This is a genomic window from Frigoribacterium sp. CFBP 8751, assembly GCF_014841545.1.
Taxonomy (GTDB): domain Bacteria; phylum Actinomycetota; class Actinomycetes; order Actinomycetales; family Microbacteriaceae; genus Frigoribacterium.
The window spans coordinates 103,147-125,716 of sequence record NZ_JACYUB010000002.1; the positions used below are offsets into that span (position 1 = coordinate 103,147).

The window sequence follows — 22,570 nt, forward strand, 5'->3', positions numbered from 1 at the left end:
GTCGCACCCGAGAAGGAACCCATGGCCGAGAGCTCCCGCCCCGTCACCCTGTTCACCGGTCAGTGGGCCGACCTGCCCTTCGAGGAGGTCGCGGCGCTCGCGGCCGGCTGGGGTTACGACGGTCTCGAGATCGCGGCGTCGGGCGACCACCTCGACCTCGAGCGGGCCGACCAGGACGACGCGTACCTGCGGTCGCGGCTCGACGTGCTCGAGCGGCACGGGCTGGGGGTCTGGGCCATCTCGAACCACCTGACCGGCCAGGCGGTCTGCGACGACCCGATCGACTTCCGGCACCAGGCGATCGTCCGGCCGTCCACCTGGGGCGACGGCGACCCCGAGGGCGTCCGTCAGCGTGCGGCCGAGGACATGAAACGCGCGGCACGGGTGGCCCGCAAGATGGGCGTCGACACCGTGGTCGGCTTCACCGGCTCGAAGATCTGGCCGTACGTCGCGATGTTCCCGCCGGTTCCCGCCGCCGTGATCGACGCCGGCTACCAGGACTTCGCCGACCGCTGGAACCCCATCCTCGACGTGTTCGACGCCGAGGGAGTCCGGTTCGCCCACGAGGTGCACCCGAGCGAGATCGCCTACGACCACTGGACGAGCGTCCGGGCGCTCGAGGCCATTGAGCACCGTTCGGCCTTCGGGTTCAACTGGGACCCCTCGCACATGCTCTGGCAGGGGGTCGACACGGTGTCGTTCATCACCGACTTCGCCGACCGGATCTTCCACGTCGACTGCAAGGACACCCGCATCAAGCCCCCCACGGGGCGGTCGGGCGTGCTCGGCTCGCACCTGCCCTGGGGCGACCCCCGCCGCGGCTGGGACTTCGTCTCGACCGGCCACGGCGACATGGACTGGGAGGACGCCTTCCGCGCCCTCGACGCCATCGGTTACGACGGCCCGATCTCGATCGAGTGGGAGGACGCCGGCATGGACCGGCTGCACGGCGCCCCCGAGGCGTTGGCCTACATCCGGTCGCTCCTCTGGAAGCGGCCGAGCGCCTCCTTCGACGCCGCCTTCTCGAACCAGTGACGGCAGACTGATCCCGTGCCCAGAACCCTGCTGCCCGGCCAACGGAGCCGCCTGCTCGTCGTCGACCCCGCGACCGGCGACGTCGAGGTCGTCCTCGAGAGCACCCGCGTGCTCGTCGAGGCCCCGAACTGGAGCCCCGACGGTCGCTGGCTCGTCGTCAACGGCGACGGCCTGCTCTGGCGGGTGCCCGCCGACGCCCGTGGGGTCGACGAGACGGCGCTCGAGCCGGTGCCGATGGGTGACGTGCCCGAGATCAACAACGACCACGTGATCGTGCCCGACCAGGGGGCCGTGATCGTGAGCGCCCGCGACGGCCACCTGTACGAGGTGCCGTGGGACGGGGTCACCCCGGGGGGCACCGCCCGCCGCGTGACGCGCGACCATCCCGCGGGGCGCAACCACAAGAACTACCTGCACGGCGTCTCGCCCGACGGCGCGACGCTCAGCGTCATCGTCGGCGCCTTGCCGGCCCCGGTCGACGACCCGGACGACGAGGAGGCGCGGGCCGGCTGGCGCACGGACGTCGCCCTGGTCTCGCTCGCCGACGGCGCGACCACGCCGGTGACCGACGACGAGCACCCCGACGACGGGGCCGAGTTCTCGCCGGACGGCGCCTGGCTGTGGGCGAACTCGGAACGCGCCTCCGCGGGGGTCGCCGGCCACGCGCAGCTGTTCCGGAGCAGCCTCGACGGCGCGGACGTCGTGCAGGTGACCGACGACGAGCGGGTGAACTGGTTCCCGCACGTCTCGCCCGACGCCTCGACGCTGCTCTGGGTGTCGTTCGAGCCCGGCACCCTCGGCCACCCCGAGAACCGCGACGTGGTGCTGCGCACCCTGCCCCTCGGTCCCGACGGCCTGCCCGTGCCGGGCCGGACGCCGAACGACGTGCTCGCCCTCTTCGGCGGACAGGGCACCGTCAACGTGCCCTGCTGGGCCCCCGACTCGACCCGCTTCGCCTGCGCCGACTACCCGCTGGCCTGAGGCCTGTCCTCGGCCTGGCCGTCCCGAACCGATGGACTCGCTGTGGGCCACCTGTGGACGATGCGCAGCCTGCTCATCGACTGATCACAGTCGGTTCATAGGAATCGCTCGATACTTGGAGAGGTGACCACAACGACCCCCGCCACCGCCTCGGCCCCCCGCCTCACCCGTGCCGACGGAACGCCCCTCCGAGTCCTCGTCGTCGACGACGAGAACAGTCTCACCGACCTGCTCTCGATGGCCCTCCGCTACGAGGGGTGGGACGTCAAGGCGGCCTCCGACGGTCAGGCGGCCCTCGCCACGGCGCGCGAGTTCAAGCCCGACGCGATCGTGCTCGACTGGATGCTGCCCGACATCGACGGCATCCAGGTGCTGGGGCGACTGCGGTCGAGCGGTGACGACACCCCGATCCTGTTCCTCACCGCGAAGGACAGCGTCGAGGACCGCGTGTCGGGTCTCACCGCCGGGGGCGACGACTACGTCACCAAGCCGTTCTCCCTCGAAGAGGTCGTCGCCCGCCTGCGTGGCCTGATCCGCCGGTCGGCCTCGGCCATCAGCGAGGCGGGTGACTCGCGCATCCTCGTGGGCGACCTCGTGCTCGACGAGGAGAGCTACGAGGTGACGCGGGCCGGTCGCGAGATCGAGCTGACCGCGACCGAGTTCGAACTGCTGCGCTTCCTGATGCGCAACCCGCGCCGCGTGCTGAGCAAGGCGCAGATCCTCGACCGGGTCTGGAGCTACGACTTCGGCGGCAAGTCCAGCGTCGTCGAGATCTACATCTCGTACCTGCGCAAGAAGATCGACGTCGGTGAAGAGCCGATGATCCACACCGTGCGTGGCGTGGGTTACGTGATCAAGCCCACGTCGTGAGCGATGCCCTCCCCGCCCGGGTGGGCTCGCGCCTCCGCCGTGTCGTGGGCCGGGCGCCCGGCCTCGCCGGGCCGCTCACGCTGCGCAACCGCCTGATCCTCAGCATCGTCGCACTCGTGGTGCTGCTGACCATCGTGATCGGCTCGGTCAGCGTGTTCGTGCTGCAGGCGTCGCTGATGCGTCAGCTCGACGACGAACTCGACGGGGCGACCGGTCGCTCGGTGCCCATGGTGAACGCCCAGGGCTCGACGAGCCGGCCGTACCTGACGCCCGACGGCGACGACCTCTCGGGGCCGCGGCAGTCGCCCGGCACCTTCACGGCCGTCGTCGTGAACGGGTCGGTCGTGGCGGCGTACCGGGTCGAGCAGTCGGGTCAGGTCGTCCGGCCGCGCCTGACCGACGACCTGACCTCGGTCGTGACGACGGTCGCCGGCTCGACGACACCCGAGACCGTCTCGCTCGGGGCGGCACTGGGCTCGTACCGGGTGGAGTCCCTCGCGGTCGGCTACCAGACGACGACCACGTCGGGCTCGGTCGCCACGACGCCGGCCTACCTCGTCGTGGGTCTGCCGACGAGCAGCGTCGACCGCACCATCACGGTCATGGTGATCACCATCCTCGCCGTGACCCTCATCGGCCTCGCGATTGCCATCGCCGTGGCCTACGGGGTGGTGCGCAGCGCCCTCCGACCGCTCGAGCGCATGTCCGACACGGCGCTGCGGGTCGCCGAGCTGCCGCTGGACCGCGGCGAGGTCGCGCTGGCCGAACGCGTCGACGAGGCCGACGCCGACACCCGCACCGAGGTCGGCCGCGTCGGCGCCTCGCTGAACCGCATGCTGGGCCACGTGGCGGGGGCCCTCGAGGCCCGTCAGCAGAGCGAGAACAAGGTGCGGCAGTTCGTCGCCGACGCCTCGCACGAGCTGCGGACCCCGCTCGCGTCGGTCCGCGGCTACGCCGAGCTGACCCGCCGCATGAACACCGGACTGCCCGACGACGTGGTGTACGCCATGGGCCGCATCGAGTCGGAGTCGTTGCGCATGACCTCGCTCGTCGAGGACCTCCTGCTGCTAGCCCGCCTCGACGAGGGTCGCGACCTCGTCACGGGCGACGTCGACCTGACCAGGGTCGTGCTCGACACGGTCAACGACGCCCACGTGGCCGGACCCACGCACGACGTCGACGTGTACGTGCCCGACGAGTCGGTGACCGTGTCGGGCGACGCCATGCGCCTGCACCAGATCGTCGCGAACCTGTTGACCAACGTGCGCACCCACACGCCCGACGGCACGCACGTGCACGTCTCGCTGACGGTCGACGAGGCGTCCGGTCAGGCGGTCGTCTCGGTCGCCGACGACGGACCGGGCATCGACCCGGCCGTGCTGCCGGTGCTGTTCGAACGGTTCGCGCGGGCCGACAGCTCGCGGTCGCGGAAGGCCGGCTCGACGGGCCTCGGCCTCGCGATCGTCCAGGCCGTCGTGCACTCCCACGGGGGGACCGTCGACGTCGCCAGTTCGGACGACGGGGCGACCTTCACCGTCCGCCTGCCGCTCGCGACGTCCGTCGTCGCCCCCGAGCGGGACGCCGAGGAGGCGCGACTTGCGTGAGCGCGCCTCCTGCGTCTATCCTTGGCGAAGCCCAAGACCGCCGGTTGTAGTCGTCTGCTCGCAGACGGGTGCCGAAGGTTCTCGAGAGAGAGCGACCAGCGCAGGTGTGTGAAGTCGTTCCTCTTCTCGAAGAGATCCAGCTCCGTGCGCTTGCGCCGGAGCTTTTTTCATTGGTGCGGCACCGGTCTCGGTGCGGCCGAGTCGAGCGCCCGGGGGCTGCCGGCACACCCACGTTTTAGGAGAGCCATGGCGAACAAGGAAGCATCGGTCGCCGAGCTCACGGACAACTTCCGTGACTCGACCGCCGTCCTGCTCACCGAGTACCGCGGTCTCACTGTTGCCGAGCTGAAAGAGCTCCGCAAGTCCATCAGTGCAGACGCGACGTACGCCGTGGTGAAGAACACGCTCAGCAAGATCGCGGCCAACAACGCCGGAATCAGCTCGTTCGACGACGAACTCGTCGGACCGTCTGCGATCGCCTTCGTGCACGGTGACCCTGTCGCCGTCGCCAAGAGCCTGCGTGACTTCGCCAAGGCACACCCCGCTCTGATCGTGAAGAACGGTTACTTCGACGGTAACCCGCTCACGGCAGACGAGGTCAAGCAGCTCGCCGATCTCGAGTCCCGAGAGGTGCTGCTGGGCAAACTGGCCGGCGCCTTCAAGGCTTCGCTGTTCGGTGCTGCCTACCTGTTCCAGGCACCGCTGTCCCAGGCCGTTCGCACGGTCGAGGCGCTGCGTGCCAAGCAGGAAGCCGACAGCTAAAAAGCTGTCGTACCAACCCACACTTTAGAAAACCCATAAGGAGAACACCATGGCGAAGCTCACGCAGGACGAACTGATCGAGGCCTTCAAGGAGCTCACGCTCATCGAGCTCAGCGACTTCGTGAAGAAGTTCGAAGAGGTCTTCGAGGTCACCGCTGCTGCCCCCGTGGCCGCTGCCGGTGCCGCCGGCCCCGCCGCCGCCGCTGAAGAGGTCGAAGAGCAGACCGCCTTCGACGTCGTGCTCGAGGCTGCCGGCGACAAGAAGATCCAGGTCATCAAAGAGGTCCGCGCTCTCACGAGCCTCGGTCTCGGCGAGGCCAAGGCCGTCGTCGACGGTGCCCCCAGCACCGTCCTCGAGGGCGCCTCGAAGGAAGCCGCCGACAAGGCCAAGGCTCAGCTCGAGGCCGCCGGCGCGACGATCACCCTCAAGTAGTCGGCGGGCCCCCGCGGCCCTCTGCGCTTGAGCGGCACGTCTGCTCAGCACCACACGGAAGGCGCCACCCCTCGGGGTGGCGCCTTTCGTCGTCGCCGGTGGTGCGCGCCGACCACACGGAGGGCCGGGTCAGGAGGCGCGGGCCAGGACCGAGTGTCGCCGACCGTACCCGAGGTACACCGCGGTGCCCACGGCCATCCAGACGGCGAAGGCCGCCCAGGTGACCCAGCCGAGCGTCACCATCAGCAGCACGCAGAAGGCGCAGCCGAGGATCGGGGTCACCGGGTACAGCGGCACCTTGTAGGTCCGGTCGAGTTCGGGCCGGTTGCGGCGAAGCCAGATGACCGACACGTTGACCAGGGCGAAGGCGAAGAGCGTGCCGATGCTCGTCGCGTCGGCGAGGGCGCCCAGGGGGATCACCGCGGCGGCCACGGCCACCGCTCCGCCGACGATCAGGGTGCCGGCGACGGGGGTCTGCGTCCGCGCCGAGACACGACCGAGGACGCGGGGGACGAGCCCGTCGCGGGCCATCGAGACGAAGATGCGCGTCTGGCCGTAGAGCACCGTCAGCACGACGCTCGCGATCGCCGCCACGGCGGTGACGGCGAAGAGGAAGGCGACCCACGGCTGGCCCGTGATGTCGGCGACGATGGTGACGAGGGTCGCCTCGCCGTCGGTGAAGGTCGTCCAGGGACGCGCGCCGATCGCGGCGACGGCCACGAGGATGTACAGCACCGTGATGATCAGGATCGAGGCGATGATGGCGCGGGGCAGGTCTCGCTTCGCGTCGCGGGCCTCCTCGCCCGCCGTGGACGCCGCGTCGAAGCCGATGTACGAGAAGAACAGCCGGGAGGCGGCGGCCGAGACGCCGGCCGCTCCCATCGGTGCCAACGGCTCGAAGTTGCCGGCGCTGAAGGCCGTGAAGGCGACGGCGACGAAGAACACGAGGAGCGCCACCTTGACGACGACGAGCAGCGTGTTGACCCAGGCGCTCTCGCGGGCGCCCGGCACCAGCACGAGGGTGGCGAGCAGGACGAGCACCGCCGCGGGCAGGTTCAGCACGCCACCGGCACCCGGGGGCTCGGCGATCGCGGCCGGCAGGGCCAGCCCGAACACGTCGAGGGCCTCGTTGACGTACTGGCCCGCGCCGACGGCGACGGCCGCGACCGAGACGGCGTACTCGAGGACGAGACACCACCCGCAGACCCAGGCGATGCCCTCGCCGAGCGTCGCGTACGCGTACGAGTAGCTCGAGCCCGACACGGGCACGCTGCCCGCCATCTCGGCGTAGGACAGGGCCGACAGCAGGGCCGCGACGCCCGCGAGGACGAACGAGATCCAGACCGCGGGACCGGCCAGCGGGACGGCCGTGCCGAGCACGACCAGGATGCCCGTGCCGAGGGTCGCACCGATGCTGATCGCCGTGAGGTGCCAGACGCCCAGGGTGCGGCGCAGGCGGGGTCCGCCGTCGGCGGTGGCCTCGCTCTCGGCGACGTACGCCTCGAGGGGTTTGCGCGCCCTCAGCTGGGCGACGAGGGAGGGGCGGGACGTGACGCGGGACTCGTGGGGCACCGCGAGAGGCTACCGTACGGCGGGCGCCGTGCCTCCTCGGGACGCCGTGCCTCCTCGGGACGCCGTGCCTCCCGGGGACTACTCGTCGAGGTCGAGGCCGAGCTGCTTGACACGGGTCATCGCCTCGCGCCGGGACGAGGCCTGGAGCTTGCGGTAGATGCTGCGGACGTGGCTCTTCACCGTGTTCACCGAGATGAACAGCTGGCTGCCGATCTGGCCCAGGGTCTGGCCGGTGGCCAGGTGCTGGACGATGACGAGCTCACGGTCGCTCAGTGGCTCGGCGAGCTGCGGCACGACGTCCGCCGAGGTGCCCCGCAGGCGGTCGAGCACCCCGACGATGGTGGGCGGCTGACGGCGCCCGACCGCGCGCTGCACGAGGTGCTCGAGGACGTCCTCGGGCAGCGTGGCGAAGAGCCAGATCGACCCGTTGTGGCCGGCGCTCAACAGGGCCCGGTCGAAAGCGATGTCGCTGTGCGGGCCGTCGCCGAGTGCGAGGTGCGCAGCGGCCTGGATCGCGTGCACCTGGCCCATCGTGCGCTCGCTGTGCAGGTCCCCGATGGCGAGGCACTGCTCGAGCGCCTCGAGGGCGTCCTCGGGCTCGCCGGCGGCGAGGTGCACGAGGGCGAGCACGCGGGCGGGACAGCGGATGTGGTGGTGCGACGAGGTCACCGACGAGGCCAGACGACGGGCCTCGTGGGGCTGGCCGAGCAGGCGCATGGTCTCGGCCCGCATCACGGTCGCCGACTCGGTCAGGGCGCTGTGCCCGGTGAAGCCGTCGATGGTGCGGGCGATCCTGGCCAGCAGGTCGAGCACCTCGATGTGCCGGCTCTCGGCCAGCAGCACGTGCGCCTCGGCGAACAGGCCGAGCGCCTCCCAGTCGCTGCCGCGTGACGCCTGGCGGACGTCGGCGAGCAGGCTCTCGTGGCCCCCGACGGCCTCACCGCGTTCGAGGGCGAGGTGGACGCGCGTGATCTGGGTCAGTGCGCCGAACGAGCTGCCCAACAGGTCGGTGCCGTCGGCGAGCTCGCGGGCGAGGTCGACGTGGCGGTCGGCGAGGTCGAAGTCGCCGATCAACATCGCGACGAAGGCGAGGGCCGAGAGGCACTCCACGCGCTCGGCGGTGCTGAGGTGGTCCTCGCCGAGACCGTTCGCGAGGCTCAGGGCGAAGCGGGCCTGGTCGATCTCGCCGTAGTGCAGGCGGATGAGGCCGAGCTGCAGTGAGAAGGAGGCGCTGAGCGAGATGCGCACGCTGATCGACTCGGCCAGGTCGTTCTCGATGAGGGTGCGGGCGACCTCGAGGTGCTCGTGGGCCACCACGAAGTTGCCGAGGGTGCGCAGGGACGCACCGAGGTGGACGTGGTAGCCCGCCCGGATGTCGAGCGGCAGGTCGGGGTCGGCGTCGAGCGCCTTGGCCACGCCTCGGAACCAGGGCAGGGCGGCACTGCGCGAGCGGGAGCCGACCGAGCGGTGGCTCGCGGCCAGGGCGAGCAGGATGCGGGGTCGTCCACGCCATTCCTCCTCGGGGGTCGAGCGGATGGCTTCGCGCAGACGCGCTCCCTGAAGGGGGGCGATCTGGGTCCAGCCCTGTTCGATGGCATCGAGAGCAGCCCGGTGGTCGGCGGGCTGCAGTTCGGCACTCGGTGGTTCGACGGCCGTGGGGTTCGACGTGTTCACGATGGTCCTAGCTCCGCCGCTTCGGGAGGCTCGCCCGTCGGGTAGGGGGAGCGCGGCTGCCGGAGCCTGGTCAGGTGCACCGACACCGCCATACTAAACTGAGTGTTCATTCCGTCGTATGGTCTGTCGGGCATTGCGCCCACAACTGGGGGACGAACGGTCGTTCTACGGCGTGTCGCGGCGTGTCTCGACGGTCCCGTGGCGATTTCTTGCGGGCGTCGCCTCGCACCCCGAACCCCGCACCCCGGCGGCGGGCCACCCGTGACGGTGGTCAGGCCTACGCTGACCGGATGAGCTCGATGCACGCCCCTGCAGGCGGTCCCCGTGGCGGGGGCCGTCCGGGTGGTTCCGGTCGGGTGTCGAGCGGCGACGCCGACGCCCAGCGTGCGGCGAACGCCACGGCGCCGCGCATCCCCGACCTGCTCGGTCGCATCCGCGGTCTGTTCGTCCCGCACAAGCGGGCACTCGTCGTCACCGTGGTGCTGGTCCTGATCGGCGCCGCCGTCAGCGTGGCTCCGCCGTTGCTCACCAAGCAGGCGTTCGACCGGGGGCTGTTCCCGCCGGGCGGCCCCGACGTGCCCGTGCTGCTCGAGCTGGTGGGTGCCATGGTGGGGCTCTGGGTGCTGTCGGCCGGCATCGGCGTCTGGCAGACCTACCTGACGGCCACGGTCGGCAACAAGGTCATGGGGGCGTTGCGCATCCGCCTCTTCGGGCACCTGCAGCGCATGGAGCTCGCGTTCTTCACCCGCACCAAGACCGGCGTCATCCAGTCCCGGTTGCAGAACGACGTCGGTGGCGTCGCGAACGTGCTCAGCAACACCATCTCGAGCGTCCTCGGCAACACGGTCACGGTCATCGCGGCCTTCGTGTCCATGCTCGTCCTCAGCTGGCAGATGACCGTCGTCACGGTGATCCTGCTGCCGCTGCTCGTGGTGGCCCAGCGCCGGGTGGGGCAGGTGCGTGCCCGCATCGCCACCAAGACGCAGGAGTCCCTCAGCGACATGACCGCCATCACGCAAGAGGCGTTGAGCGTCAGCGGCATCCTGCTCGCCAAGAGCTTCAACCAGCAGCACTCAGAGGTCGAGCGCTACGCCGCCGAGAACCGCACCCAGATCGGGCTGCAGGTGCGTCAGCAGATGAGCGGGCAATGGTTCTTCGCCGTCGTCCAGATCTTCCTCTCGGTCATCCCCGCCCTCATCTACCTGGTCGCGGCCTGGTTGATCCTCCGGGACGTGCCGGTGACCGCGGGCACGATCGTGGCCTTCACGACGGTGCAGGCCCGGTTGACCTTCCCGCTCATGGGCTTGCTGCGGGTGGCCCTCGACCTGCAGACCTCCGGGGCGCTCTTCGCTCGCATCTTCGAGTACCTCGACCTCCACCCGGCCATCACGAACGACCCGTCGGCCGAGGCCGTCGACGAGGCGCAGCTCGGTCGGGTCGAGTTCGACGACGTCTCGTTCTCGTATCCCGACGCCGAGCCCGGGCAGAAGACCCTCGACGGCGTCTCGTTCGACATCGCCCCCGGGCAGTTCGCCGCGTTCGTCGGCCCGAGCGGTGCCGGCAAGACGACCGTGTCGTACCTGATCCCGCGGTTCTACGAGGCGTCCGGCGGTGCGGTCCGCTTCGCAGGCACCGACGTCCGGCGGCTCGACCAAGAATCACTGGTCGGCAACATCGGCATCGTCAGCCAAGAGACCTATCTGTTCCACGCCAGCATCGGCGACAACCTCCGCTACGCGCGACCCGACGCGACCGACGAGCAACTGGTCGACGCGGCCCGGCAGGCCAACATCCACGAGACCATCGCGTCGTTCCCCGACGGCTACGACACGATCGTCGGCGAGCGGGGCTATCGCCTCTCGGGTGGCGAGAAACAACGCATCGCCATCGCCCGCGTCCTGCTGAAAGACCCGGCGGTGATGGTCCTCGACGAGGCGACGAGCGCCCTCGACACGGTGTCCGAGCGCGTCGTCCAAGAGGCTCTCGACACGGCGACCCGCGGTCGGACGACGATCGCGATCGCGCACCGCCTCTCGACGGTCCGCGACGCCGACGTCGTCTTCGTGGTCGTGGCCGGCCACGTCGTCGAGCGCGGCACGCACGACGAGCTGCTCGCGCTGGGCGGGGTCTACGCCGAGCTCTACGGGCAGCAGGTCTCGGCGTAGGCCGTAGCGGGCCGGGCGTCCCTCAGCTGCGCTCGGCGAGCATCGCCTGCATGGCGTCGATCTCGCTCTGCTGCGTCTGCACCATGCCCGAGGCGAAGGCGCGCACCTGCGTCACCTCGCTGCGTGCCAGGATCGCGTCGGCCATCTCGATGCCGCCCTCGTGGTGGGCGATCATCAGCGTCAGGAAGAGCCGCTCGGCCTCCACGCCGCGGGCGGAGTCGAGGGCCGCGAGCTGCTCGTCGGTGGCCAGCCCGGGCATGCGGCCGCCGGGTTCGTGGGTGGCGACGGGCGTGGCCGAGCCGCTCGCGCCTCCGTCGCCGGTCATGTGGTGGCTGCCGTAGTCGCCGTCGAGCGTCGGGCGGGTCATCCAGGTCATGGTCGGCTCGGACGGTGCCTGCGGCACGCGCCACAGCTCGAGCCAGGCGTACATCTGGCCGGCCTGCTGCGACTGCGTGAGGGCCATGTCGTAGGCCATCGAGCGCACCTCGGGGTCGTCGGTCCGATCGCGGACCATCATCGCCATCTGCACGGCCTGCTCGTGGTGCACCTGCATGTCCCGCGAGAACCCTGCCTCGACGCTGTCCGTCCCGGGCGTGACCGGGTTCGGCGAGCTGAGCCGGCCGAGTGCGATGCCGACCAGCAGCACGATCGCCACGGTCAGGACCCCCGCGATCACCAGCCGCAGCCGACGACCCGAGGAGGCGCGGTGCGGCCCCGCCCCGTCGGTCACGTCGGCGTCGTCACGCCCCGGTGCGGTCACGCGATCTTGCCGGTGCCGTCCACGCCGCCGGTGCAGGGCGCGCCGGGCTCGGGGGCGTTCGTGGACTTCCAGTACTTGGTGACGAAGTCCGACACGGTGGCCTCGTCGTCCGTGACGTTCGCGAAGGGCAGCTGGGCGCCCCAGGCCGAGACGTACATGGGGGAGTCGAGACCCTCGTAGGGCGAGACGACCGCGTAGGTGTCGGGGGCGAAGTCGCGCAGCGCCTCGATCTCGCTCTCGCTGACCTGCTCGGGGTCGTAGGTGAACCAGACGGCGCCGTGCTCGAGGTCGTGGACGGCGTTCTCGTTCGGCACGGGCTCGGTGTAGACACCGCAGTTCAGCCAGATCTGGTTGTGGTCGCCGCCCGCGGGAGGGGTCATCGCGTAGTCGACGCTGCCGCCGACGTGGTTGGCGGTGAGGTCGGAGTAGGTCTTCACGCCGTCGATCTCGATGGCCTGAGGGTCTTGCCGCGGCTGGCCGCTCGTCACGACGAAGGTGACGACCAGCGCGATCGCCGCCGCGCCCGCGACGGAGGCGGTGACGATGCCGATGGTGCGGTTGCGCTTCGCCCGGGCCTGCTGCCTTTTGAGCTCGGCGACCTTCTCCTGGCGTCGGGCGTCGCGCTGCTGCTTGACGGTGGGCTTGTCGTCGGCCACGTGGGGAGTCCTGTCGTCCGGGGGATCGATCGCGGGGATCGGTCGAGATCGGGGATGCGTCACCAGTTGTCTCACGGATTACTGGGAGGTCCGTAATATCCTGCACGATCTGCACGCGGGATGGCTCGTCCCGCCCCGTAACACACCAGGGCGCGTCGTTAGACTCGGCCGACGGCGTCGTCACCCGACACCGCCCCTCCCGTCACCCGATCCGCGCCCCACGAGGCCGCGCAGAAACCGGAGCACCCGTGAAGTACGCCGAGACCGTCCTCGACCTGATCGGTGACACGCCGCTCGTCAAGCTGAACAAGGTGACCGAGGGCATCACGGCGACGGTGCTCGTCAAGGTCGAGTACGTCAACCCGGGCGGCTCGTCGAAGGACCGCATCGCGACGCGCATCATCGACGCGGCCGAACGCGAGGGCCTCCTGAAGCCCGGCGGCACGATCGTCGAGCCGACCAGCGGCAACACCGGCGTGGGCCTGGCCCTGGTCGCCCAACAGCGCGGCTACCGCTGCGTCTTCGTCCTGCCCGACAAGGTCGGCGAGGACAAGCGCAACGTGCTCAAGGCCTACGGTGCCGAGATCGTCGTCACGCCGACCGCCGTCGAACCGACCAGCCCCGAGTCGTACTACAGCGTCTCCGACCGCCTGGCGCGCGAGATCCCCGGGGCGTTCAAGCCGAACCAGTACGCCAACCCCAACGGCCCGCTCAGCCATTACGAGACGACCGGCCCCGAGATCTGGCGCGACACCGACGGCCGCATCACGCACTTCGTCGCGGGCGTCGGCACCGGCGGCACCATCAGCGGCACGGGCCGCTACCTCAAAGAGGTCTCCGGAGGCGCGGTGCAGGTCGTCGGCGCCGACCCCGAGGGCAGCGTCTACAGCGGCGGCACCGGTCGCCCCTATCTGCTCGAGGGTGTCGGCGAGGACTTCTGGCCGGCCGCCTACGACCCCTCGGTCGTCGACCGCATCATCGCCGCGGACGACGCCCGCTCGTTCGAGCTGACCCGACGCCTCGCCCGCGAAGAGGGCCTGCTGGTCGGCGGCTCGTCCGGCCTGGCCGTCGCGGCCGCCCTCGACGTGGCCCGCGAGCTCGGCCCGGACGACGTCGTCGTCGCCCTGCTGCCCGACAGCGGGCGCGGCTACCTCGGCAAGATCTTCAACGACGCGTGGATGCGCTCGTACGGCTTCGGCGTCAGTCACGACGAGCGGTCGGTCCGCGACCTGATCGCGTCGAAGACGGGCCAGCTGCCCGACCTCGTCCACGCCCACCCGTCCGACACCGTCCACGACGTGATCGGCATCATGAAGACCTACGGCGTCTCGCAGATGCCGGTGCTCTCGGCCGAGCCCCCGGTCGTGATCGGCGAGGTCGTCGGCGCCATCGAAGAGAAGGCGCTGCTCGAGGCGATCTTCCGCGGCGGCGCGACCATGGGCGACGCCGTCTCGGCGTACCTCGGCGACCCGCTGCCGTTGATCGGCGTGAACGAGCCCGTCTCGGCGGCCCGGTCCGCGCTCGAGTCGGTCGACGCCCTGCTCGTCACCGACGACGGCCGCCCCGTCGGCGTCGTCACCCGCCAGGACGTCCTCTCCTTCCTCTCCTCCTGAGCGGCCGGATCGGCACCGTGATCCGGTGACCCGACCCGAGCCTCCTCGTCCCCCTCCGTCTGCGCACCACCCGTCCCCCTCGAAAGGACACCCCATGACCCACGGTTTCTCGACCCGGGCGATCCACGCCGGCCAGGAGTTCGACCCCACCACCGGTGCCGTCGTCCCCCCGATCTACCAGTCGTCCACCTTCGTGCAGGACGGCATCGGCGGGTTCCGCGGCGGCTACGAGTACGCCCGGTCGGCGAACCCGACGCGCGACTCGCTGCAGACCCTGCTCGCCGACCTCGAGGGCGGCGCCGCGGCGTTCAGCTTCGCGTCGGGGCTGTCGGCCGAGGACGCGCTGCTGCGCTCGGTCCTGGCGCCCGGCACGCGCATCGTCATGGGCAACGACGTCTACGGCGGCACGCACCGCCTCGTCAACCGGGTCTGGGTGCCCTGGGGAGTCACGCTCGACACGGTCGAGATGAGCGACCTCGACGCCGTGCGCGCCGCCGTCCAGGCCGCCCCGACGGCCGTCCTCTGGGTCGAGACGCCCAGCAACCCGCTGATGAAGATCAGCGACATCGCGGCGCTCGCCGAGATCGGTCACGCGGCCGGAGCCGTCGTCGTCGTCGACAACACCTTCGCGTCGCCGTACCTGCAGCAGCCCCTGGCGCTCGGGGCCGACGCGGTCGTGCACTCGACGACGAAGTACATCGGCGGCCACTCGGACGTCGTCGGCGGGGCCGTGGTCGTGCGCGACGACGAGCTCGCCGCGACGGTCGGTTTCATCCAGTTCGGCGTCGGAGCCGTGTCGGCGCCGATGGAGGCCTGGCTGACGGTGCGCGGCATCAAGACGCTCGGCGTGCGCGTCGACCGCCACTCGTCCAACGCGCTGGCGATCGCCCACGCACTCGAGGGCCACCCGGCCGTCGAGCGCGTCTACTACCCGGGGCTCGAGTCGCACCCGGGGCACGAGCTCGCCGCCCGGCAGATGCGGGCGTTCGGCGGCATGCTCTCGGTCCAGTTGACCGCGGGTGCCGCGGCGGCCCGGCGGTTCGCCGAGTCGACCGAGCTGTTCCAGCTGGCCGAGTCGCTCGGCGGCGTCGAGTCGCTGATCGGCTACCCGAGCGAGATGACCCACGCCTCGGTGCGCGGCACCGAGCTCGAGGTGCCCGACTCGATCGTGCGGCTGTCGGTCGGCATCGAGGACGTCGACGACCTGCTCGGCGACGTCACGCAGGCGCTCTCGCGCCTCGACGCCTAGGCGGCTCGCGACACGACCCGAGGAGGCGCGGTGCGGGGGAGTCCTTCACCGCGCCTCCTCGGGTCGTCGCGTCCCGTCCCTCGCCGTCGCGTCGTGTCGGCGGCTCGGCCTAGGCTCGTCGCATGTCCGACGCCGCCGTGAGCACCCGCCCCGAGGGCGTGCTCAGCGGTCGGTACCGGCTCGCCACGCTGGGCATGTGCGCGTTGATCGGCATCGCGGCCTTCGAGTCGCTCGCGGTCACGACGATCATGCCGATCATCAGCCGCGAGCTCGACGGCGAGGCGCTCTACTCGCTCAGCTTCGCCGCGCCCCTCGCCTCGGGCCTGGTCGGCATGGTGGTGGCGGGCAACTGGGCCGACCGCAGCGGGCCCCGCGTCGTCGTCATCGCGTCGATGCTGCTGTTCGCCGTCGGGCTGCTCGTCGTCGGCACCGCGCCCGACATGGTCGTGCTGCTGTTCGGCCGCCTGGTCCAGGGCGTCGGCTCGGGCGCGGTCATCGTCGGGCTCTACGTCATGGTCGCCCGGCTCTACCCGCCGGGTCTGCACCCCTCGATCTTCGCGGGCTTCGCCGCGGCCTGGGTCGTGCCGGGGCTGGTCGGGCCGCTCGTCGCCGGCGTCGTGGCCGAGACGGTGGGCTGGCACTGGGTCTTCCTCGGGGCGCTGGGCCTCGCCGTGCCGGCGTTCTTCGCCGTCCTGCCGAGCCTGCGTCGCGTCCCTCCGCCCGTGGTGGCCGAGGGCGGGCAGCGCGTCCCGTGGAGCATCGGCCGCATCCTCTGGTCGATCGGCGCGGCCCTCGGCGTGCTGGCCCTGAACCTCGTGTCCGAGTTCCCGACCTGGCTCACCGTCGTCGTCATCGTCCTGGCGGTCGTCGTGCTCGCCGTGGCCCTGAGGCCCCTGCTGCCGCCCGGCACGTTGCGCGCGACCCCGGGGCTGCCCACCCTGGTGCTGCTGCGCGGCCTGGTCGGGGCGGCGTTCCTCGGCAGCGAGGTGTACATCCCGTACATGCTCTCGGCCGAATACGACTTCAGCGCCTCGGCCTCGGGGGTCACCCTGACCCTCGGGGCGCTCGGCTGGGCGTTCGCCAGCTGGGTGCAGGGGCGGCTCGGCGACCGGGTGGCCCAGCGCGACGGCATCCGCATCGGCATCGTCCTGGTGCTGATCGGCGTCGTCGTCGCGGCGCTGACCCCCCTGTTCCACCTGCCACCGGCCTTCCTCATCGCGACCTGGGCCGTCGCGGGGTTCGGCATGGGGTTCATGTACCCGCGCTTCTCGGTGCTCGTCCTCGCCCTCTCGACCGAGTCCGCGCGCGGGTTCAACAGCTCGGCGCTGACCATCGCCGACTCCACCGGCTCGGCCGTCGCGCTGGCGCTGACCGGGGCCGCCTTCGGGCTGCTCGGCGGGGCGTCCAGCCCGATCGCCTTCGTCGCCTGCTTCACGGTCGGCACGGGCGTGGCGGTGCTGGCGCTCGCCCTCAGCGGCCGGGCGGTGCCCCGCGGTCGGTGACCGCGCCTCCTCCGGCCGACGGCGCCGGCGCTCGACCGGCGAGTGGAGGGCATGACGCGGTGGTGACCCCCGGACGGGTCTTGGGCGGCCTCCGGGGAATGCATAATGGTCTCCGGACGACGATGTGTACGGTCACATCATCCGGTCACAGAGCGACGGAGCGACGGTGAAGCCTGACATCGACAAGGTGCGTGCTCCCAACATCCGCGACGTCGCCGCCCTCGCGGGGGTCTCGTACCAGACCGTCTCGCGCGTGCTTAACGACAGCCCCAGCATCCGGCCGAGCACCCGGCAGAAGGTGCTCGACGTCATCGACGAGATCGGCTACCGGCCGAACCAGGCCGCGCGGGCCCTGGTCACCAGCCGGTCGAAGGCGATCGGCGTGCTCACCCTGCAGAACGTCCACTTCGGGCCGCAGACGATCGTCAACGCCATCGAGGTCGCGGCCCGCACCGCCGGCTATCGGCTGAGCATCGCGAGCACGACCACGGTGTCGGACGACGTCCGGGCGAGTCTGCAGCTGCTGACCGCCCAGGCGGTCGAGGCGATCATCGTCATCGCTCCGCAACGCAAGTTCTTCGACGTGATCGACGAGCTCGACCTCGACGTGCCCATCGTCGCTCTCGACTCGACGCAGCGGGCCCGGGCGCACAGCCTCTCGGTCGACCAGTTCGAAGGGGCGCGCCTCGCCACCCGGCACCTGATCGACCTCGGCCATCGGCACATCGTGCACGTCGCCGGCCCTCAGGACTGGATCGAGGCCGACGAGCGGATGCAGGGCTTCCTCTTCGAGATGGGCGAGGCCGAGTTGTCCATCGAGCCGCCCATCCTCGGCGACCTGACCGCCGATTTCGGCTACACGGCCGGGCAAGAGCTGCTGCGTCGCCGCGACTTCACCGCCGTCTTCTCGGCCAACGACCTGATGGCCGTGGGCTTGTTGCACGCCTTCCGCGAGGCCGACGTCGACGTGCCCCGCGAGGTCAGCGTCGTCGGTTTCGACGACTCGCCGACCGCGCCGCACCTGTGGCCGCCGCTCACCACCGTGCGTCAGGACTTCGCCCTGATCGGCCGGCGCGCCGTCGAACTCGTCGTGGCCGAGCTCGAGGGCGGCACGGTCGTCGACCGCACGTTGATCCCTCCGGAACTGGTGGTGCGCGGCTCGACCTCGCGCCCCTGGTTCCTCTGACCGGCCCGGCGCCACACGGCGGGACGAGCCCTCAGGAGGCGCGGCGCGCGTCGGTCGGCCTGCGTTCCATAACGGATCGGCATCGGCATTTGACAGCATCCCCTCTCGGGATTAGCTTTGCTCCAGTCGCAGTGTGAACGGTCACATTCGGCGGGTCCGGCCCCTACGCCGGCCTCGACGAACGGCCCGGCACGGCGGCGACGAATCACAGGATGCCCGTCGGTGCACACCACCGGCGGACGACGACGAGGTCGAAGGTCGAGGACGACGTGCCCAGTGCCGTGACGCAGAGCGAGCAGCTCGCGAGCAGCCACATCCCCGGGGGTGCCCCGCATGGGCGTTGATTCTCCCGTCATCCTCGAGATGCGCTCCATCACGAAGGAATTCCCGGGCGTCAAGGCGCTCGACGACGTGTCGATGCAGGTCCGCGCCGGTGAGGTGCACGCGATCTGCGGCGAGAACGGCGCCGGCAAGTCGACGCTCATGAAGGTCCTCTCGGGCGTCTACCCGTTCGGCACCTACACGGGCGACATCGTCTACCAGGGGGCCGAGATGCGCTTCCGCGACATCCGCTCGAGCGAGTCGCAGGGCATCGTGATCATCCACCAAGAGCTCGCGCTGATCCCCGAGCTCTCCATCACCGAGAACATCTTCCTCGGCAACGAGCCGACCCGCTTCGGGGCCATCGACTGGCGCGCGGCCAAGACGAAGGCGATCGACCTGCTCGCCCGCGTGGGCCTCAAGGACGACCCCGACACCGCCATCAAGAACCTCGGCGTGGGCAAGCAGCAGCTCGTCGAGATCGCCAAGGCGCTCAACAAGAACGTCAAGCTGCTGATCCTCGACGAGCCGACCGCGGCCCTGAACGAGGCCGACTCGCAGCACCTGCTCGACCTGATCCGTGGCCTCAAGGGTCGCGGCATCTCGTCGATCATGATCAGCCACAAGCTCAACGAGATCGAGGCCATCGCCGACTCCATCACGATCATCCGTGACGGAAAGACCATCGAGACGCTCGACGTGAAAGAAGACGGCGTCAACGAGGACCGCATCATCCGCGGCATGGTCGGCCGCAACCTGGCCAGCCGGTTCCCCGACCGCACGCCGAAGATCGGCGAGGTCTTCTTCGAGGTCAAGGACTGGTGGGTGCGCCACCCGCAGACGGCTGAACGCTTCGTCTGCAAGGGCTCGAACATCACCGTCCGCAAGGGCGAGATCGTCGGCCTGGCCGGCCTCATGGGCGCCGGTCGCACCGAGCTCGCGATGAGCATCTTCGGTCGCTCGTACGGTCAGTTCGTCTCGGGCGAGATCGTCAAGGACGGCGAGAAGATCGAGATCAAGAACGTCTCGGACGCGATCGACAACGGTCTGGCCTACGTGTCCGAAGACCGCAAGGTGCTCGGGCTCAACCTGCTCGACGACATCAAGCGCTCGACGGTCGCCGCCAAGCTGACCAAGATCTCGAAGGCGTCGGTCGTCAACACCTACGAAGAGCACTCGATCGCCGAGGACTACCGCAAGAGCCTGCGCGTCAAGACCCCCACGGTCGACGAGGGGGTCGCCAAGTTGTCCGGCGGCAACCAGCAGAAGGTCGTCCTGGCGAAGTGGATGTTCACCGACCCCGACCTGCTCATCCTCGACGAGCCCACGCGAGGCATCGACGTGGGCGCCAAGTTCGAGATCTACAACATCATCAACCAGCTCGCGGCCCAGGGCAAAGGCGTGATCGTCATCTCGTCCGAACTGCCCGAGCTGCTGGGGCTCTCCGATCGCATCTACACGATCTTCGAGGGTTCCGTCACGAACGAGATCGAGGCCTCCGAGGCCGACGCCGAGACGCTCATGCGAACCATGACCTCGAAGAAGAAGGAGCAAGCCGCATGAGTGGCATCAAAGACCTGAAGAAGGTGTTCGGCGGCAACTCGTCGAACGCGCGCCAGTTCGGCATGATCGCGACGCTCATCGTCGCCATCCTGTTCTTCCAGGTGGTGACCGGCGGGCTGACCCTGCAGCCCACGAACCTCATCGCCCTGGTCAGTCAGTACTCGTACATCCTGATCCTCGCCATCGGCATGGTGATGGTCATCGTGGCGGGCCACATCGACCTTTCGGTCGGTTCGGTCGCCGCCTTCAGCGGCATCGTCGTCGCCAAGGCGATGGACAGCTGGGGCCTGCCCTGGGGCGCCGCGATCCTGCTCGGCCTCGTCGTCGGTGTCGTCATCGGCGCCTGGCAGGGCTTCTGGGTCGCCTACGTCGGCGTCCCCGCCTTCATCGTGACGCTGGCCGGCATGCTGCTCTTCCGCGGTGCCAACCAGTTCGTGGGCAACGCCGACACCATCCCCGTGCCCGAGGGCTTCACCGTCATCGGGGCCGGTTACCTGCCCGAGTTCGGTCCGAACACCGGCTACAACAACGCCACCCTGCTGCTGGGCCTCGTCATCATCGTCGCCGTGGTCTACAACGAGTTCCGCCTGCGCCGCATCCAGCAGAAGATGGGCTCCGAGCGGGCGCCTCTCTGGGTCAGCGCGGTCAAGCTCGTCGTGCTGGTCGCGATCGTCGCCTACGCGGCCACGCTGTTCGCCGGGGGCCGCGTCGGCACGTCGTTCCCGATCTCGGGGATCATCCTCGGCGTGCTCGTCCTGGTCTACGGCTTCGTCACGCAGAACACGATCTTCGGTCGCCACATCTACGCGGTCGGCGGCAACTCGCACGCCGCCGAGCTCTCCGGCGTCAAGGCGAAGCGCATCAACTTCTTCGTCATGATGAACATGTCCGTGCTCGCGTCGCTGGCCGGCATGATCTACGTCGCCCGCGCCGGTGCCTCCGGCCCGCAGGACGGTCTCAACTGGGAGCTCGACGCCATCGCCTCGGTCTTCATCGGTGGTGCCGCCGTCGCCGGTGGCATCGGAACGGTGACCGGTTCGATCGTCGGTGGTTTCGTCATCGCCGTGCTGAACAACGGCCTGCAGCTGCTCGGGGTCGGTTCCGACAAGGTGCAGATGATCAAGGGCCTCGTGCTCCTGATCGCGGTCGCGGTCGACGTCTACAACAAGAGCCAGGGTCGTCCGTCCATCACCGGGTTCCTCACCCGGGGCCTGCGTCGCGACAAGAACGGCATCGCGGCCTCCGACCTGCCCCCGGGCGCCCAGAACGGCGTCGGTCGCGACGCCGAGACGACCGAGCCCGCCCTCACCCCGAACGGCGACATCTCGGACGTGCAGCGTCCCAAGGCCACGACGCCCAACTAGACCCACCACCCGCGCGCCCGTCCATCGACGGCCGGGCGCGCCTCCACCGGGAGTCCGCACCGCGGGCGACCACACGGCACCACCCTCACAACGAGAAAGTAGACACAGCATGCGCAAACTCGCGCTGACGACCTTCGCGGTCGCCGCAGCAACGACGCTGATCCTGAGCGGCTGCTCGAACTCGGCCCGCACCGACGCGGGTTCGGGCGACGCGGCCTCGGGCTTCGAGTCCGGCTCGACCATCGGCGTGGCCCTGCCCGCCAAGACGAGCGAGAACTGGGTCCTCGCCGGTGACCTGTTCACCAAGGACCTCACCGACGCCGGGTTCAAGCCCGACGTGCAGTACGCGGCCGCCAGCGGCACCGTCGCGAACCAGCAGGACGAGATCCAGTCCATGGTCACCAAGGGCGCCAAGGTCATCATCATCGGTGCCGCCGACGGTGGCCAGCTCGGCACCCAGGTCAAGGCCGCCCACGACGCCGGCGCCGTGGTCATCGCCTACGACCGCCTGATCCTCAACACCGAGGACGTCGACTACTACGTCGCGTACGACAACTTCAAGGTCGGCGAGCTCCAGGGCCAGGCCCTGCTCGACGGCATGGCCGCGAAGAAGGCCGACGGCCCCTACAACGTCGAGCTGTTCTCCGGCTCGTCGGACGACGCCAACTCGAAGGTCTTCTTCGACGGCGCGATGAGCGTCCTGCAGCCGAAGATCGACGACGGCACCCTCGTCGTCGCCTCGGGCCAGACCGACATCAAGCAGACGGCGACCGACGGCTGGAAGCCCGAGAACGCTCAGCGTCGCATGGACTCGCTGCTCACCAGCACCTACGGTGACAAGGAGCTCGACGGCGTCCTGAGCCCGAACGACACCCTGGCCCGCGCCATCATCACCTCGGTGAAGCAGGCCGGCAAGGACATCCCGACCGTCACCGGTCAGGACTCCGAGGTCGAGTCGGTCAAGTCGATCATGGCCGGCGAGCAGTACTCGACCATCAACAAGGACACCCGCAACCTCGTGAAGCAGGCCGTCGCGATGGTCAGCTCGCTCAGCAAGGGCGACAAGGCCGAGACGAACGACGACGAGTCGTACGACAACGGCAGCAAGGTCGTCCCGGCCTACCTGCTGCCCCCGCAGATCGTGACCAAGGACAACGCCGCCGAGGCGTACGCCAACGACACGACGCTCGAGCCGCTCACCAAGTAGCACTCCCGCTGCCCTCGGGCAGCACCGGCACCGGCCGGGCACCCCGCACGGGG

The 22,570-nt window shown here is 70.1% G+C and carries 18 protein-coding genes; 14 read left to right on the forward strand and 4 right to left on the reverse strand.

Translation table 11 applies throughout. The features are described 5' to 3' along the window. Positions 1-21: 21 nt before the first annotated feature. From IFT88_RS06385 to rplL, 6 genes are all read left to right on the forward strand, one after another. The gene (locus IFT88_RS06385; RefSeq protein ID WP_043592931.1) at positions 22-1,035 is read left to right on the forward strand and encodes a sugar phosphate isomerase/epimerase family protein; all 1,014 of its coding nucleotides are present in this window, start codon (positions 22-24) and stop codon (positions 1,033-1,035) included. Between the two features lie 15 nt (positions 1,036-1,050). Next, a complete protein-coding gene (locus IFT88_RS06390; protein WP_043592929.1) occupies positions 1,051-2,016 on the forward strand; it encodes a TolB family protein in 966 nt (321 codons plus the stop codon). A gap of 123 nt (positions 2,017-2,139) precedes the next feature. Next, positions 2,140-2,886 (forward strand): response regulator, encoded by a 747-nt coding sequence (locus IFT88_RS06395; protein WP_192119599.1) that lies wholly within the window; start codon positions 2,140-2,142, stop codon positions 2,884-2,886. After that, positions 2,883-4,490, forward strand: a complete 1,608-nt coding sequence (locus tag IFT88_RS06400; protein WP_342212087.1) for a sensor histidine kinase — start codon at positions 2,883-2,885, stop codon at positions 4,488-4,490. The genes IFT88_RS06395 and IFT88_RS06400 overlap by 4 nt, the downstream gene beginning before the upstream one ends. A 246-nt stretch (positions 4,491-4,736) precedes the next feature. Beyond that, positions 4,737-5,252: a 50S ribosomal protein L10 gene (rplJ, locus tag IFT88_RS06405; protein ID WP_043592926.1), complete on the forward strand. Its 516-nt coding sequence runs from the start codon at positions 4,737-4,739 to the stop codon at positions 5,250-5,252. A 49-nt stretch (positions 5,253-5,301) separates the two neighbouring features. After that, positions 5,302-5,685, forward strand: a complete 384-nt coding sequence (gene rplL / locus IFT88_RS06410; RefSeq protein ID WP_043592924.1) for a 50S ribosomal protein L7/L12 — start codon at positions 5,302-5,304, stop codon at positions 5,683-5,685. Between the two features lie 129 nt (positions 5,686-5,814). Here the strand turns inward: rplL and IFT88_RS06415 are convergent, their stop codons facing one another. Continuing rightward, the gene (locus tag IFT88_RS06415) at positions 5,815-7,257 is read right to left on the reverse strand and encodes an APC family permease (protein ID WP_043592922.1); all 1,443 of its coding nucleotides are present in this window, start codon (positions 7,255-7,257) and stop codon (positions 5,815-5,817) included. Between the two features lie 78 nt (positions 7,258-7,335). Next, positions 7,336-8,931: a LuxR C-terminal-related transcriptional regulator gene (locus IFT88_RS17620; RefSeq protein ID WP_043592920.1), complete on the reverse strand. Its 1,596-nt coding sequence runs from the start codon at positions 8,929-8,931 to the stop codon at positions 7,336-7,338. Positions 8,932-9,221: 290 nt separating this feature from the next. On the opposite strand from IFT88_RS17620, the gene IFT88_RS06425 reads away from it, so the two are divergent. Then, on the forward strand, positions 9,222-11,096 hold the full coding sequence (locus tag IFT88_RS06425; RefSeq protein ID WP_056225475.1) for an ABC transporter ATP-binding protein: 1,875 nt from the start codon (positions 9,222-9,224) through the stop codon (positions 11,094-11,096). 22 nt (positions 11,097-11,118) lie between these two features. Here IFT88_RS06425 and IFT88_RS06430 read toward each other — a convergent pair whose 3' ends face one another. Continuing rightward, entirely contained in the window at positions 11,119-11,856 is a 738-nt protein-coding gene (locus IFT88_RS06430) for a DUF305 domain-containing protein (RefSeq protein ID WP_342212088.1), read from the reverse strand. After that, positions 11,853-12,512 (reverse strand): DUF3105 domain-containing protein, encoded by a 660-nt coding sequence (locus IFT88_RS17080; protein ID WP_052505067.1) that lies wholly within the window; start codon positions 12,510-12,512, stop codon positions 11,853-11,855. Before IFT88_RS17080 ends, IFT88_RS06430 begins: the two co-directional genes overlap by 4 nt. Before the next feature lie 248 nt (positions 12,513-12,760). Here IFT88_RS17080 and IFT88_RS06440 point away from each other — a divergent pair, with 248 nt between their 5' ends. From IFT88_RS06440 to IFT88_RS06470, 7 genes are all read left to right on the forward strand, one after another. Then, on the forward strand, positions 12,761-14,125 hold the full coding sequence (locus IFT88_RS06440) for a cystathionine beta-synthase (RefSeq protein ID WP_043592916.1): 1,365 nt from the start codon (positions 12,761-12,763) through the stop codon (positions 14,123-14,125). 94 nt (positions 14,126-14,219) lie between these two features. Next, positions 14,220-15,374: a cystathionine gamma-synthase gene (locus tag IFT88_RS06445; protein ID WP_192119601.1), complete on the forward strand. Its 1,155-nt coding sequence runs from the start codon at positions 14,220-14,222 to the stop codon at positions 15,372-15,374. 122 nt (positions 15,375-15,496) lie between these two features. Further along, positions 15,497-16,876: an MFS transporter gene (locus IFT88_RS06450; RefSeq protein WP_192119603.1), complete on the forward strand. Its 1,380-nt coding sequence runs from the start codon at positions 15,497-15,499 to the stop codon at positions 16,874-16,876. 166 nt (positions 16,877-17,042) lie between these two features. After that, a complete protein-coding gene (locus IFT88_RS06455) occupies positions 17,043-18,062 on the forward strand; it encodes a LacI family DNA-binding transcriptional regulator (RefSeq protein ID WP_231567019.1) in 1,020 nt (339 codons plus the stop codon). A 333-nt stretch (positions 18,063-18,395) separates the two neighbouring features. Then, positions 18,396-19,946 carry a multiple monosaccharide ABC transporter ATP-binding protein gene (mmsA, locus tag IFT88_RS06460; protein WP_192119605.1) on the forward strand — a complete coding sequence of 517 codons (1,551 nt, stop codon included), beginning with the start codon at positions 18,396-18,398 and terminating at the stop codon, positions 19,944-19,946. Further along, the gene (gene mmsB / locus IFT88_RS06465; RefSeq protein WP_192119607.1) at positions 19,943-21,310 is read left to right on the forward strand and encodes a multiple monosaccharide ABC transporter permease; all 1,368 of its coding nucleotides are present in this window, start codon (positions 19,943-19,945) and stop codon (positions 21,308-21,310) included. Before mmsA ends, mmsB begins: the two co-directional genes overlap by 4 nt. Positions 21,311-21,419: 109 nt before the next feature. Then, positions 21,420-22,517, forward strand: a complete 1,098-nt coding sequence (locus IFT88_RS06470) for a substrate-binding domain-containing protein (RefSeq protein ID WP_056046504.1) — start codon at positions 21,420-21,422, stop codon at positions 22,515-22,517. The last annotated feature ends 53 nt before the right edge of the window (positions 22,518-22,570 follow it).

Bases quoted from the DNA above. Each gene is read 5' to 3' on its own strand.
- IFT88_RS06385 (WP_043592931.1), top strand. From the start codon at position 22: ATGGCCGAGAGCTCCCGCCCCGTCACCCTGTTCACCGGTCAGTGGGCC.
- rplJ (WP_043592926.1), top strand. From the start codon at position 4,737: ATGGCGAACAAGGAAGCATCGGTCGCCGAGCTCACGGACAACTTCCGT.
- rplL (WP_043592924.1), top strand. From the start codon at position 5,302: ATGGCGAAGCTCACGCAGGACGAACTGATCGAGGCCTTCAAGGAGCTC.
- IFT88_RS06425 (WP_056225475.1), top strand. From the start codon at position 9,222: ATGAGCTCGATGCACGCCCCTGCAGGCGGTCCCCGTGGCGGGGGCCGT.
- IFT88_RS06445 (WP_192119601.1), top strand. From the start codon at position 14,220: ATGACCCACGGTTTCTCGACCCGGGCGATCCACGCCGGCCAGGAGTTC.
- IFT88_RS06450 (WP_192119603.1), top strand. From the start codon at position 15,497: ATGTCCGACGCCGCCGTGAGCACCCGCCCCGAGGGCGTGCTCAGCGGT.
- mmsA (WP_192119605.1), top strand. From the start codon at position 18,396: ATGGGCGTTGATTCTCCCGTCATCCTCGAGATGCGCTCCATCACGAAG.
- mmsB (WP_192119607.1), top strand. From the start codon at position 19,943: ATGAGTGGCATCAAAGACCTGAAGAAGGTGTTCGGCGGCAACTCGTCG.
- IFT88_RS06470 (WP_056046504.1), top strand. From the start codon at position 21,420: ATGCGCAAACTCGCGCTGACGACCTTCGCGGTCGCCGCAGCAACGACG.